Here is a 12,438-nt window from a genome sequence, read left to right on the forward strand (position 1 = left end):
CCGCGCTTCGGCCCGCTCCCTCAGCGCTGCGCGGACACGCTCAACTGCGTGCCGTCACTGAGCGTCAGCGTCTTCGCTGTGCCGTTGGTCGGCATCGAGAAGTGCAGCACTTCGCTGTGCGCCACGACTTCCGGGCATTGTGCGCCGCCCGCCGCCTTGCCGCTGCGCGGCGCCTGGGCACGGAAGCTCACCTGCACGTTGGCCGTGCCATTCGGCGCGACGATGGGCGCAAGACGCAGCTGCGTCTGACGCACCATCGCGCCGTTGGCGTCGAGCGGCAGCGAACTGTAGTCGGGGCAGGTCTGCGCGGCCGGCACTGCGCCGCCAGGCGGCGTGGAGCGCCATGTGAAGTCGTCGGTATCGCCCGAGCGCAAGGTGCGGGTTTCCTGGGCGTTGCCGTAGAGCTTCGAGGTCACCTTCACCGTGTAACGGATCGGGCCGTCGGTCGCGGTCTGGGACGTCACCTTGATCGGCGGCGAGGCAAAGGCCGGCAGCGCGAGCGTGCAGGCGCAAGACAAGGCAACAGCGACATGAGCGAGCGCCGCGCGAGTGCGGCGGGAGCGGGTGCGGCTGCAAGGCATGCGTCACCTCCTGGCGGGGGCCGTCGCGACCGCGATCAACACGGACGGAACAGCACGGGGCGGATTTTCTGCTGTCAGTCTAGCGCGCCGCGCGAAGGCTTGCGCCGGGCAATGGCATCGTCCAGCCCAGGTTTTATACGGCTTGCCAGGGAGCACGTTTTGTAGACGGCGCAGGCGTTGCCGCCCGCGCCGCTTCAAAGTTGAGCCGATGCCCTGATGCCCTCGTGCGCCACTCAGGCGCCGCCCTCCTCCAGCCGCAGCGTCAGTTCGCTGCTCACCGTCTGGCGCACCTGCGCATAGCGCGCCCACGGATCGCCGCGCTTCGGCCGGTTGAGCTGCTTGAGCCGCGCATCGATGTTCGCGAGCGTCCAGTGGGCGCCGCCGGTCGTCTGCGCCAGCTCCTCCCACGCGATCGGCACCGATACCCCCATGCCGGGCCGCGCCCGCACGCCGTAGGCCACTGCGGTGCTTGCACCGCGTACGTTGCGCAGGTAGTCGACGAAGATTTTCTTCTTCCGATGCTCGACGCCCGCAGTTGCCGTGAACTGGGTCGGCCAGCCGGAGGCGAGGCGCTGCGCCACCGCACGCGCGAAAGCTTTGGTGTCGTCCCAACTGGCACCGGGCACGAGCGGCACGACGATATGCAGACCCTTGCCGCCACTCGTCTTGCAGAACGCTTCGAGACCCAGATCGCCGAGCACCGTGCGCGTGAGTTCCGCGGCCTCGATCACGCGCTCCCAGCCGAGTACCGGATCCGGATCGAGGTCGAATACCACGCGGTCAGGCAATTCGATAGCCGTCACGCGCGCATTCCAGGTGTGCAGTTCGATGGCGTCCATTTGCGCAACATGGATGAGCGCGTCGAGCGAATCGACGCCGATCAATGGCGGATGGCCGGGATCGAGGTCTTCATAGAGGCTGACGCCGGGAATCGGTGCCCGGGTGATATGGCGCTGGAAGAACAATTCGCCGGCGAGCCCCTGCGGCGCGCGCACGAGCGAAACGGGACGATCGCGCAGGTGCGGCAGCAGCCAGGGCGCCGCGCGCGCGTAGTAGCGCACGAGGTCGAGCTTGCGGATGCCGCTTGCAACGTCGATGATCCGGCGCGCACTGGTGATGGCGATGCCGGCGACTTCGCCGGTGGTGCTGGCGCGGCGCTCGCGCGCTCGCGCAGAACGTGGCGAGGCACGCGGTGTGCGCGGAACCGGAGTCTGGGCAGTGGCAGGTGTTTCGACCACCTGTCGCAATTCATCCGCGGCCTGTGCCGCGGTGTCCGGAACCTGCGTCCGCGCGCCGGTCGGCGTTCGGGTAGGGCTTGTCTGGGCGGAATGTGCGTCCTGCATACCGGTTCCCCTGGCGCCGATCGGCGCGTGCGACGCATCGCGCGACGCGAGTCGCGACACGTACGGTTGTCGGCACGCGGCGGCCGCCCCCCGTCGGACGCCGCACGAGCATTCATTGTGCCTCGAAAGCTGGCTTTCGTCTCCGTAAGCTGTAAGGCGGGTCGCGCGCGCACGCCGAGGCGGTACAATTCGCGTTTTGGCTGCTTTGTTTGTGCTGCTTCACGCGGCCTGCGTTTCGCTGTGTTGAGCGACAGGATCTGCGGCTCCCAAGCTGCTCCCCGCCGTCTTCACGCCCTATTTCGATTCCTGTCCCGAATCCGAACCCACTTTCGCCGCTTCCGGGGCGCCCCGCGCCGCACACGTCATGAATCTCGTCATCCAGAGTCCCGCTCCGCTGCAAGCCGTCCACCACAAGCCGCTCCTCGCGCTCGCGCGCGGCAGCCGCCTCGTGCCCATCGACGAGCATGCGATCCGCATCGAAAACGCTGCGCCCGCGCAGCGCGCCGACCTCGACGTTTACTGCGGCACGCATGAACTCGACTACGCGTTCGTGGAAGCGGGCCAGATGCTCGGCAGTTTTGGTCTCGTGGCGATGGACATGGACTCGACGCTCATCACGATCGAATGTATCGACGAGATCGCCGACTTCTGCGGCCTGAAGGCCGAAGTCGCGGCAATTACCGAAGCGTCGATGCGCGGCGAGATCAAGGACTTCAACGAAAGCCTCACGCGCCGCGTGGCGCTGCTCAAAGGCCTCGACGCGAGCGCGCTGGAGCGCGTCTATGAAGAGCGCCTGCAACTCTCGCCGGGCGCGGAAAAGATGCTCGCGGGCGCAAAAGCCGCAGGTCTGAAGACGCTGCTGGTCTCGGGCGGCTTCACGTTCTTCACGGAACGTCTGAAAGCACGCCTCGGCCTCGATTTCACGCGCGCGAATTCGCTGGAAATCGTCGATGGCAAGCTCACGGGCCGCGTCGTCGGCGAGATCGTCAATGCCGAGGTGAAGGCACGCACCGTCGCCGAGACCTGCGCGCAGATCGGTATCGATCCGCGCCGCGCGATCGCGATGGGCGACGGCTCGAACGACCTGAAGATGATGGCGGTGGCCGGTCTGTCCGTGGCATTCCGCGCCAAGCCGGTGGTGCGCGAAGCGGCCAGCGTCGCGTTCAACTTCGTCGGCCTCGACGGTCTGCTGCGTCTGTTCTAAGCAACCGAAACAACGCCGCTAAAAAGACAACGGCCGCGCCTGTCCCGACGGACAGGCGCGGCCGTTTGCCATTGCGCGATCGCGCTTTACGCGAGTTTGGCGAGCGCGCGCTCGATGTCGGCGCGCAGATCGGCTTCGTCTTCGAGGCCAATGTAGAAGCGCACCAGCGTGCCGCGATACGGCCAGCTAGCGGCCGTGCGCATCGAGGCGATGTCGTACGGCATCACGAGACTACGCGCCCCGCCCCAGCTCCAGCCCAGCGCGAAGAGTTCGAGCGACTCGCAGAAGGTGTCGATCTGCGCGGCGCTGTAGCGCTCGTCGAACACCACCGAGAAAAGTCCGCCCGCGCCCGTGAAGTCGCGCTTGTAGAACTCGTGGCCCGGACAATCGGCGAACGCGGGATGCAGCATGGCTGCGATTTCGTCGCGCGAATCGAGCCACTGCGCGAGCGAGAGCGCCGCGCGGTCGTGCGCATCGAAACGCACCTTCATGCTGGGCAGGCCGCGCAGCACGAACGAGCAGTCGTCGGAAGACACGCCGATGCCAAGACGCATGCGCGCGAGCTTGAGCTTCAGGTAGAGATCACGGTCGCGCGTGATGGTTGCGCCCATCAACACGTCGCTGCCGCCAGACTGGTACTTCGTGAGCGCCTGCACCGAGATATCGACGCCGTGATCGAACGGCTTGAACGCAAGCCCCGCCGACCACGTGTTGTCGATCGCCGTGATGACCTTGTGTGCGCGGGCGACCGCCGTGATCGCGGGCACGTCCGGCACTTCCATCGTCACCGAGCCCGGCGCTTCGAGCCAGATCAGCTTCGTTTCCGGGCGAATCAGCGCTTCGATGCCTGCGCCGATCATCGGATCGTAGTAGCGCGCCGTGATGCCGAAGTCGCGCGCGAGCCAGTCGCCGTGATCGCGGTTCGGCGAGTAGACGTTGTCGGGAATCAGCACATCGTCGCCAGCCTTCAGGAGACCGAAATAGACGTTCGAGATCGCGGAGAGGCCCGAGGGTTGCAAGAGCGTGTGCTCGCCGCCTTCGATATCGGCCAGGCGTTGCATGAGCAGCGTGGACGTGGGCGTGGCGTGCAGGCCGTAGCGCCATTGCGCGTCGTTCTTCCAGTCGAGACCGCGCACGGTCGCAAGGTCGGGGAACACCACGGTCGAGGCGCGCGTGACGGGTGCGGCGAACGATTCGAAGCCGGGCGTGAGGTCGTCCTGCGGGTTAACGATGCGCGTCTGCAACGCGCGGCTGGAGTCGGATTTCTTCATGTTGGGGTGTGAGCCTTGAAGGCTGACAGTAAATGCGCCGAATTGGACATGGCACGCGTTCGAGGGAGTCGTTCGAGCAAGGCCCGCGCGCGCCGCATGCCGAAGATTAACACCGGCGCCCGCGCGGATCACCCTTGCGGCTTGTCGCGAACGGTCTGCGCGTGGCGTGCGTCGTCGTCGGCGTGCAGGTAGAGGCCGGTCGTCTCGATCGACGCGTGGCGCAGATTCTTCTGGATGTAGCGCAAGTCTGTACCCGCGTCGGCCTGATGGGTCGCGGCCGTATGGCGCAGCCAGTGCGTCGAGGCGCGGCGCAGCGTGGCCGCACTCGCCGGATCGTGTGCTTCGAGCGTATCCGCGATGCGCCGGAACACGGTTTTCACGACCAGATAGACGGCGGTGGACGTGAGCGGACTCGCGTCGCCACCCGCCACGCCCAACACGGCCGGCCGCATCTCGCCGGGCGCGGGTACGTCCGGCAGGCCATGAAACGCGCGATAGCGGGCGAAGTCGGCCATCAGTTCGTCGCTCACGGGCACGTCTCCCTCCACGCCGCCCTTGCCCACCACACGCAACCACCAGCGGCCGCGCCGACGCTCGAAATCGCCCGCGCGCGCCTGCGCGGCCTCGCTCGCGCGCAACGCCGTACGGTACAGGAAACGCATGAGCCAGCGACAGCGCTCGTAATGCTGGCGCTCGCGCGGCGTGTCTTGCGGGAAAGCGTCGACGCCGTCTAGCACCTGCTGCCAAAGCGTCTGGTCGAGATAGCGCTCAACACGGCGACTGCGTGGCGCCTGCGGCGCGCGAGCGCGGCGCAGCGCGAGCGGATTGCCCGCGAGATAGCCCGCCGCCACCAGGTAGTTGAACAGCCCGCCGAGGATACCCATCGCCTGCCGCCGGCTGCGCGGTGACAGCGGACCTTCGAAAAGTCTGCGCTCCCCACCCCGGCGCGGTCGCGCGGGGTCTACCCAGTCACCGCTGGGTGCGGCCAGAAACTGCTCGTAGAGCACGAAGTCTTCGCGCGTGAGGCTCGATAGCGGTTTGTCGAGCGAGCGTGTGGCCCACAGCATCAGGCGAACCGCTTCCTTGCGGTAACTGCGCAGCGTATGTGGCGAATCGATGTATTCGGCGAGCCAAAGGCGAACCGCTTCGACGTCGTCGCGTGCGGCGGTCTGCGCTACCCCACTACGCGCGCGGTTCGTGCCGTGGCGGCCATCGAGCGCGGGTGGCAAGGCAGGAAGCACGGTCATGGCGTTTTCAGGCATCGGTTCGGAGGCGGAATCCGGTTTTGCAGAGAGCGTATCGTAGCTTTACTTGCGATTATAGGTGTTATCGTAAATTTTAAATCCAAAAGATTATGCGTATAACGTTATATGATGATATACAGTAAAATTTGAGTCAGATCTCCGTCTCTCGTCGAAAAAACCATGTCACGTATCAGCGATACCCGTCTACGCACGCGCGAAACCGCGTCTCGCCTCGTTGCCGCCGGAAAACGGCCGCATGAGCTGACCGTCGACCTCATCTACGCGGAAATTCGCCAGGGCAGCCGCACGACGATCAACGACGAGCTCAAGCAGTGGAAGGACGAGAAAACGCGCAGCGACGCCCTGGCCGCCGAGTTGCCGCCCGCCGTCGCGGACGCGATGCTCGGTATCTGGGCCGTCGCTGTGGAGCATGGGGAGAAGGTCTATGACGCACGCGTAGCCGAACTGGAGCAGGCCACGGCGCAGGCCGAATCGCGCGCGGCCGAGGCCGTCGAAGCGCGATCGGCGGCGGATGAAGCCTTGCGGTTGCGGGAAGTGGAACTGGGCGCGCTAGGCGAACAGGTCGCCGTGCTGAAGCAGCAGCTCGAAGCGGCAAACGCACGCGCCGAGGAAGCCCGCGCACGCGCCGATGCCCTCGACACACAACGCAACATCGAGCGCGAACAGGCCGAGTCGCGGTTGCGCGAGCAACGGCTGGAACATGAGAAGGCGAGCACCGCACTGCGGGCATCGCTAGAGGCACGCGACGCGGCCTTTCAGTCCGAACTGGACAAGGCGACGCAGCGTATGGAAGGTGTGCAGAAGCACATGATGCAGCAGATCAGCGAGGCTCGCGAAGAGCGTCGGCGTTCAGATACGCTCGCCGCTTCGCTTCAGCAGCGCAATGAAACGCTATTGGGTGAACTCGGTGCGGCACGCGCGCAGGAGGCGCGGCAGGACGACGCGTTGCGCGCGGCACAACGGGAAAACGAGGCGTTCTTGCGGGAACGCAGCACCTGGCAACACGAGCGCGAAACGCTGGAAAGCAGGCTGGCTGCGATACGCAATCGCTCGCGCGCGACGCTCAAGCGCGCCACCACGGACAAGAAAGCACGCGTAGCGCTGGCGGCGCCACGCAGCGTACGCGGACCTTCGGCGGACAACACCGGCGAATAAGTGCCGGCTCGCCGCGAAACGCTTCACTCGCCAATCACGAGATTGCCGACGCCATTCACGGTATTTCCACCCTTCGCGGGAGGAACCGATGGAGACGCAGCAGACCCCGTCGCCACCGGCTTCAACTCGAACGGCACAGGATTCGAATCGTCCACTTCCATACGCTCGCCGGAAAGCGTGCCGTCGGCCGCGAACGTGCCGACCCAGTTGCCGGTGATGCGCGTGCCGTCGTTCGACTCTTCGGCCTCCAGCGTCGCGCCCGAGCGGTCGCCCGCGATCAGGATCACTTCGCCCGTATCACCGAACTGATACTCACCGTGGACGCCCGTCGGATCGTCCGGATCGGTCTTGGCGCCCAGCCGCATCACGATGTGGCGCTTGCCGAGCGTGCCCGCGTACTGCGGGAGTCGCGCGAACTCGGGATTCGGCTTGAGTGACGAATGCACGGCCGCTGGCGCGGCTGCGTCCGACGCTTGATTGCCGCCGACGGCGCATGCCGCGAGCGGCAGCGTAATTGCCGCCGCGACGAACCAGGCCAAACCGCGCGCGGTCTTCGAGCTTGAAACTTCCATCGGATTCCTCAGATCGGGATGCTTGCAGAATGGCTGCGGTCGGCGCGAATGCGCGAGGCAACCCAGGCCCTCGCCGCTATCGGCAACATGCGGGCTTGCTCAGGCTGACGCCAGCGCGCGCTCCACATCCTCGCGACGCGGAATCGGCGCGACCGCGCCGTAACCTTGCGTCGAAAGCGCCGCCGCCGTGTTGGCGTACTGCGCGGCCGCGAACGGATCGTCCCCGGCTACAAGACGCGCGACGAACGCGCCGCCGAAGCAATCGCCCGCGCCGGTCGCATCGACCGCCTGGACCACGCGTCCCGGCACAAGGCGCCGCTCGTGCGGCGTCGCCACGTAAGCGCCGTCCTTGCCGAGTTTGAGCGCGACGACGCGCGCGCCAAGTGTCAGCAGACGATCGACGATTGCATCGCGATCATCCAGCCCCGTCAACACGGCAACATCGTCCCAGCTCGGCAGGCAGATATCGGTCAGACGCAGCACTTCAGTCATGACCGCGCGGGCGCGCGCGAGCGGCCAGAGCTTCAGACGAAGATTGGTGTCGAAGCTCACCTGCGCGCCGTTGGCGCGCGCATGCTCGATGGCCGCGAAGGCCGCATCGCAGGCAGCGTCACCGATGGCGACACTGATGCCCGACAAGTGCAGCACGCGGGCAGCCGCCAGTGCATCGAGCGGCAGATCGCCCGGCGCGTAGCGGCTCGCCGCCGAACCCTTGCGCAGATAGTCGAATGCGTGGCCATCCGGGCCGTGCGAGACGAAGTACACGCCGGTCGGCGCGTCTGCGCTCACGCGCACGTGGGACGTATCGACGCCCTCACGCGTCCACAGATCGCGCAGAAGCCGCCCGAACTGATCGTCGCCCACCGCCGAAACGAATCCGCTGCGCGCGCCCTGGCGCGCCGCCGCGATCGCGAAGTTGGAGGTGTCGCCGCCGAAGCCTTGCAGGTAGTCCGGCTTGCCCGGCGCAGCCTGGTTGAACTCCACCATCGCCTCGCCGTAAGCCAGGATTTCGGCCATGACTGCCGTCATGTCGATCAGACCTCGCCCCACAGATCGTGGCCGTCCGCACCGGTGATCTTCACCGAGACGAAATCGCCAACCTTGTAGCGCTTCGACGCCTTGGTCGCCGGCGCGACATACACCACGCCGTCGATCTCGGGCGCATCCGCCGCCGTGCGGCCGATGCCGCCATCGGGATTGATCTCGTCGATCAGCACCTTGAGCGTCTTGCCGACCTTGCGCTGGATGCGCTTCGCGGAGACTTCCTCGGCCACTTCCATGAAGCGCGCGCGGCGTTCCTCGCGTACTTCGTCCGGCAGCGCGCCGTCGAGTTCGTTGGCCGTCGCGCCTTCGACCGGCGAGTAGGCAAAGCAGCCCACACGGTCCAGATCGGCTTCGCGGATGAAGTCGAGCAGCGTTTCGAACTGCTCTTCCGTTTCGCCCGGGAAGCCGGCGATGAAGGTGCTGCGGATCGTGAGGTCCGGGCACATTTCGCGCCACGCCTTCACGCGCTCCATGACCTTTTCCGCGTTTGCGGGGCGCTTCATGCGCTTGAGCACTTCCGGGTGCGCGTGCTGGAACGGCACGTCGAGATACGGGAGCACATGGCCCTTGTACGGACCTTCGGCCATCAGCGGAATGACTTCGTCGACGCTCGGGTACGGGTAGACGTAGTGCAGACGCACCCACGCGCCGTACTGCGCAGCCAGCTCGCCGAGCGCCGCGACCAGATCGGTCATGCGCGTCTTGATGGGCTTGCCGTTCCAGAAGCCGGTGCGGTACTTCACGTCCACGCCGTAAGCGCTCGTGTCCTGCGAGATCACGAGCAGTTCCTTCACGCCCGACTTGAAGAGGTTTTCCGCTTCGAGCATCACTTCCGCGACGGGGCGCGACACCAGATCGCCACGCATCGACGGGATGATGCAGAACGTGCAGCGGTGATTGCAGCCTTCCGAAATCTTCAGGTACGCGTAGTGGCGCGGCGTGAGCTTGATGCCGGCGGGCGGCACGAGATCGACGAACGGATCGTGCGGCTTGGGCAGATGGCTGTGCACCGCCTGCATCACCTCGCCGACGGCGTGCGGGCCGGTCACGGCCAGCACCTTCGGATGCACTTCCTCGATCAGATTCGAGCCGCTCGCGCTGGCCTTCTTGCCCAGACAGCCGGTGACGATCACCTTGCCGTTTTCGCTGAGCGCCTCGCCAATGGCGTCGAGGCTTTCCTGCACCGCTTCGTCGATGAAGCCGCAGGTGTTGACCACGACCAGATCGGCGCCGTCGTACGAACCCGAGATTTCATAACCCTCGGCACGCAACTGGGTAATGATCTGCTCGGAGTCGACGAGGGCTTTCGGGCAGCCGAGGGAAACCATCCCGACGCGCGGCGCGGTGTTTCGGGAGGTCGTTGATTCAACAGGGTTTTTCACGTGTACGTCCGGATGTGGGGCGCGCAGCGTTCGTTGCGCCGCGCGAGATCAAGCCAATCCGCCATTTTACCCATTTGGCGTATGGAGCGGGGCAGCGTGGCTGGTTAGCATCAGGAAGTGTCGGGGTCGGATGAGGTTTGGACATTCATCAAACAATACCCAATCCACGGTCTTTGCAACTTCCTCGCAACCACGGCAGTGCCGTACAATCGGATTGACGCGCCCCATGCTCACCATCATCGAGACTGCGACTTTTCAGCGCTACGCCGCTGACATCTGGCGAGATGCCGAACGCGAGGCGTTCATCAACTGGCTGGCCGACAACCCCTATGCCGGTGAAGTCGTCGCGGGTACGGGCGGTCTGCGCAAGGTGCGCTGGCGGCGCTTTGGTTTCGGCAAACGGGGCGGGACGCGCGTGATCTATTACAACGTCCCCAGCAATGGCTGTATCTGGTTGCTGATCGTCTACACGAAGGCGAAATTCGACAATCTGCCGGCGGCGTTTCTGAACCGTCTGCGCGAAGAGGTGGAACGTGGATAAGGAAATGGAGCAGTTTCAGGCGGACCTGATGCAGTCGGTCCGCGAAATGAAATCGGGCCGCAGCGCGCGTGTCACGCGAGTTGAGCCGACCGCCGCGGCTGTCGCACGTTCGAAAGTGGGGCTGTCGCAAAGCGCATTTGCGGCCCTGCTGGGCGTTTCAACGCGCACGCTGCAGGACTGGGAGCAAGGGCGTCGCCAGCCAACTGGCGCCGCGCAAACGCTTTTGCGCGTGGCCGAACTGCATCCGGAAGCGTTGCGCGATCTGAAGAGCGCCTGATTACACACGCGCCATCACGCTGAAGGACAGCGGCCAGGCGGCCATCGGCGCGTGGGCTGCCGCGCCTTGCCGCTTCAATTTGCCGCGATTTGCCGCCTGCGACTTGCTGCCGGTGACTTACTTCTTCTCTTCTTCGTCGTTCTCGTCTTCCTTCGCGGCCGGCGCCTGAGCCGCGGGCGAAGCCGGTGAAACCGGTGCGGCCGGCTTGAACGGGAAGCTGCTGAACATGTTTTTCGCCTGGTTCTGCATCTGCTCCTGCATCTGCACGAACATGTTCTTCGACTGCTCGATGTAGCTGGTCATCATGCCCTGCATCATCGGCGCCTGCATGTTCATGAACTGCGACCAGACCTCGGGATTCATCGCGTTACCTTCGTAAAGGTTCTTCGACTGATCGGCCAGCTTGTTCTGAATGTCGATGAACGCCTGGATGTTCTTTTCCAGGTAGGTGCCCATCATGCCCTGCATCGCATGGCCGTAGAAACGGATGATCTGCGACAGCATCGACGACGAGAACATCGGCAGGCCGCCGCTCTCTTCCTCGAGGATGATCTGCAACAGGATGCTGCGCGTCAGGTCCTCGTTGGTCTTCGCGTCGATGACCTTGAACTCCTCCTGATCGAGCACGAGTTGCTTCACGTCGCTCAACGTGATGTAGGTGCTCGTCTCCGTGTCGTACAGCCGACGGTTCGGATATTTCTTGATCAGTCGTTCGGCGGTTTTCTTTGTAGTCGTCATATGTCGCCCTTGTATGCGCCAACGCGCGAAGGCCAATGCCATCGCGCGTCGTCTAGCCCGGAAGCGGCCTGCCCCGGTGTGCAAACAGAGCCGCTACCGCCTTCGATCCCTTGCTCGCCGCACGCGTCCTTCGAGGCGCGCGGCAGCGGGATCAGCCCATGTGCAACCCGCCGTTGAGCGAGAAGTCAGCACCGGTTGAGAAGCCCGACTCGTCGGAGGCGAGCCACGCGACGATCGAGGCAATTTCCTCGGGCGCACCCAGGCGGCGCACCGGAATCGTCGCGACGATCTTTTCGAGCACGTCGGGCCGGATCGACTTCACCATGTCCGTGCCGATGTAGCCCGGCGACACGGTGTTGACCGTCACACCCTTGGTCGCCACTTCCTGCGCGAGCGACATCGTGAAGCCGTGAATACCGGCCTTGGCCGTCGAGTAGTTGGTCTGGCCGAACTGGCCCTTCTGGCCGTTCACCGACGAAATATTGATCACGCGGCCCCAGCCACGCTCGACCATGCCGTCGATCACCTGTTTCGTCACGTTGAAGAGGCTCGTCAGGTTGGTGTCGATCACCGCCGTCCAGTCTTCGCGCGTCATCTTGCGGAACACCACGTCGCGCGTGATGCCAGCGTTGTTGACCAGCACGTCGATCTCACCCACTTCGGCCTTGACCTTGTCGAACGCCTGGGTCGTCGAATCCCAGTCGCCGACATTGCCTTCCGAGGCGATGAAATTAAAGCCCAGCGCTTTCTGATCTTCGAGCCACTTCACGCGGCGCGGCGAGTTCGGGCCACAGCCCGCGACGACCTTGAAGCCCTGCTTTTCGAGGCGCTGGCAGATACCCGTTCCGATGCCGCCCATACCGCCCGTTACATACGCAATACGCTGTGCCATAAACCACACTCCATTATCGTTTTCCGAAAGCGCCGACCGACGCCTTCGGCCTCGCCTCTGCCTGCTGCCCTTACTGCGTCTCCGCCATGCGCCGCCTGGGTGCGCATTACGTCAAACAACGTCAGTCCGCAACCGTGCCGAAGCCGTGTTGCCATGCCTTGTTGCGATCAGGG

General features: G+C 65.0%; 13 protein-coding genes. 4 read left to right on the top strand and 9 right to left on the bottom strand.

Annotated elements, in window-relative coordinates; translation table 11 throughout:
• Positions 1-20 precede the first annotated feature (20 nt).
• Positions 21-581: a DUF6013 family protein gene (locus tag U5782_RS09500; protein ID WP_322043541.1), complete on the bottom strand. Its 561-nt coding sequence runs from the start codon at positions 579-581 to the stop codon at positions 21-23.
• Between the two features lie 233 nt (positions 582-814).
• Positions 815-1,819 carry a non-homologous end-joining DNA ligase gene (gene ligD / locus U5782_RS09505; RefSeq protein ID WP_322043542.1) on the bottom strand — a complete coding sequence of 335 codons (1,005 nt, stop codon included), beginning with the start codon at positions 1,817-1,819 and terminating at the stop codon, positions 815-817.
• Between the two features lie 469 nt (positions 1,820-2,288).
• Here ligD and serB point away from each other — a divergent pair, with 469 nt between their 5' ends.
• Positions 2,289-3,128 (top strand): phosphoserine phosphatase SerB, encoded by an 840-nt coding sequence (serB, locus tag U5782_RS09510; protein ID WP_322043543.1) that lies wholly within the window; start codon positions 2,289-2,291, stop codon positions 3,126-3,128.
• An 86-nt stretch (positions 3,129-3,214) separates the two neighbouring features.
• Here serB and U5782_RS09515 read toward each other — a convergent pair whose 3' ends face one another.
• Both U5782_RS09515 and U5782_RS09520 read right to left on the bottom strand, forming a co-directional pair.
• Positions 3,215-4,399: a cystathionine beta-lyase gene (locus U5782_RS09515; RefSeq protein ID WP_322043544.1), complete on the bottom strand. Its 1,185-nt coding sequence runs from the start codon at positions 4,397-4,399 to the stop codon at positions 3,215-3,217.
• A 128-nt stretch (positions 4,400-4,527) separates the two neighbouring features.
• Complete coding sequence (locus tag U5782_RS09520; protein ID WP_322043545.1) at positions 4,528-5,646, bottom strand: tyrosine-type recombinase/integrase; 1,119 nt, start codon at positions 5,644-5,646, stop codon at positions 4,528-4,530.
• Positions 5,647-5,823: 177 nt separating this feature from the next.
• On the opposite strand from U5782_RS09520, the gene U5782_RS09525 reads away from it, so the two are divergent.
• Positions 5,824-6,819 carry a DNA-binding protein gene (locus U5782_RS09525; protein WP_322043546.1) on the top strand — a complete coding sequence of 332 codons (996 nt, stop codon included), beginning with the start codon at positions 5,824-5,826 and terminating at the stop codon, positions 6,817-6,819.
• A gap of 23 nt (positions 6,820-6,842) precedes the next feature.
• Here U5782_RS09525 and U5782_RS09530 read toward each other — a convergent pair whose 3' ends face one another.
• The 3 genes from U5782_RS09530 to rimO all read right to left on the bottom strand — a co-directional run bounded on the left by U5782_RS09530 (position 6,843) and on the right by rimO (position 9,763).
• Complete coding sequence (locus tag U5782_RS09530) at positions 6,843-7,391, bottom strand: hypothetical protein (RefSeq protein ID WP_322043547.1); 549 nt, start codon at positions 7,389-7,391, stop codon at positions 6,843-6,845.
• 99 nt (positions 7,392-7,490) lie between these two features.
• The gene (locus U5782_RS09535; protein ID WP_322043548.1) at positions 7,491-8,420 is read right to left on the bottom strand and encodes a sugar kinase; all 930 of its coding nucleotides are present in this window, start codon (positions 8,418-8,420) and stop codon (positions 7,491-7,493) included.
• A gap of 5 nt (positions 8,421-8,425) precedes the next feature.
• Positions 8,426-9,763 carry a 30S ribosomal protein S12 methylthiotransferase RimO gene (rimO, locus tag U5782_RS09540; protein WP_208624216.1) on the bottom strand — a complete coding sequence of 446 codons (1,338 nt, stop codon included), beginning with the start codon at positions 9,761-9,763 and terminating at the stop codon, positions 8,426-8,428.
• Between the two features lie 280 nt (positions 9,764-10,043).
• Here rimO and U5782_RS09545 point away from each other — a divergent pair, with 280 nt between their 5' ends.
• Together U5782_RS09545 and U5782_RS09550 are read left to right on the top strand one after the other, a co-directional pair.
• Positions 10,044-10,358, top strand: a complete 315-nt coding sequence (locus U5782_RS09545; protein ID WP_322043549.1) for a transcriptional regulator — start codon at positions 10,044-10,046, stop codon at positions 10,356-10,358.
• Between the two features lie 4 nt (positions 10,359-10,362).
• Positions 10,363-10,635: a helix-turn-helix domain-containing protein gene (locus U5782_RS09550; RefSeq protein ID WP_415914280.1), complete on the top strand. Its 273-nt coding sequence runs from the start codon at positions 10,363-10,365 to the stop codon at positions 10,633-10,635.
• A gap of 117 nt (positions 10,636-10,752) precedes the next feature.
• Here the strand turns inward: U5782_RS09550 and phaR are convergent, their stop codons facing one another.
• On the bottom strand, positions 10,753-11,373 hold the full coding sequence (gene phaR, locus U5782_RS09555) for a polyhydroxyalkanoate synthesis repressor PhaR (protein WP_322043551.1): 621 nt from the start codon (positions 11,371-11,373) through the stop codon (positions 10,753-10,755).
• A 151-nt stretch (positions 11,374-11,524) separates the two neighbouring features.
• Positions 11,525-12,265 carry a 3-ketoacyl-ACP reductase gene (locus tag U5782_RS09560; RefSeq protein ID WP_322043552.1) on the bottom strand — a complete coding sequence of 247 codons (741 nt, stop codon included), beginning with the start codon at positions 12,263-12,265 and terminating at the stop codon, positions 11,525-11,527.
• Between the last annotated feature and the right edge of the window lie 173 nt (positions 12,266-12,438).

Source organism: Paraburkholderia sp. J67 (assembly GCF_905220265.1).
Classification (GTDB): domain Bacteria; phylum Pseudomonadota; class Gammaproteobacteria; order Burkholderiales; family Burkholderiaceae; genus Paraburkholderia.

Coding starts and splice junctions, on each gene's coding strand:
- U5782_RS09500 (WP_322043541.1), bottom strand. CDS start 581: ATGCCTTGCAGCCGCACCCGCTCCCGCCGCACTCGCGCGGCGCTCGCT.
- serB (WP_322043543.1), top strand. CDS start 2,289: ATGAATCTCGTCATCCAGAGTCCCGCTCCGCTGCAAGCCGTCCACCAC.
- U5782_RS09515 (WP_322043544.1), bottom strand. CDS start 4,399: ATGAAGAAATCCGACTCCAGCCGCGCGTTGCAGACGCGCATCGTTAAC.
- U5782_RS09520 (WP_322043545.1), bottom strand. CDS start 5,646: ATGACCGTGCTTCCTGCCTTGCCACCCGCGCTCGATGGCCGCCACGGC.
- U5782_RS09525 (WP_322043546.1), top strand. CDS start 5,824: ATGTCACGTATCAGCGATACCCGTCTACGCACGCGCGAAACCGCGTCT.
- U5782_RS09530 (WP_322043547.1), bottom strand. CDS start 7,391: ATGGAAGTTTCAAGCTCGAAGACCGCGCGCGGTTTGGCCTGGTTCGTC.
- U5782_RS09535 (WP_322043548.1), bottom strand. CDS start 8,420: ATGACGGCAGTCATGGCCGAAATCCTGGCTTACGGCGAGGCGATGGTG.
- rimO (WP_208624216.1), bottom strand. CDS start 9,763: ATGGTTTCCCTCGGCTGCCCGAAAGCCCTCGTCGACTCCGAGCAGATC.
- U5782_RS09545 (WP_322043549.1), top strand. CDS start 10,044: ATGCTCACCATCATCGAGACTGCGACTTTTCAGCGCTACGCCGCTGAC.
- U5782_RS09550 (WP_415914280.1), top strand. CDS start 10,363: ATGGAGCAGTTTCAGGCGGACCTGATGCAGTCGGTCCGCGAAATGAAA.
- phaR (WP_322043551.1), bottom strand. CDS start 11,373: ATGACGACTACAAAGAAAACCGCCGAACGACTGATCAAGAAATATCCG.
- U5782_RS09560 (WP_322043552.1), bottom strand. CDS start 12,265: ATGGCACAGCGTATTGCGTATGTAACGGGCGGTATGGGCGGCATCGGA.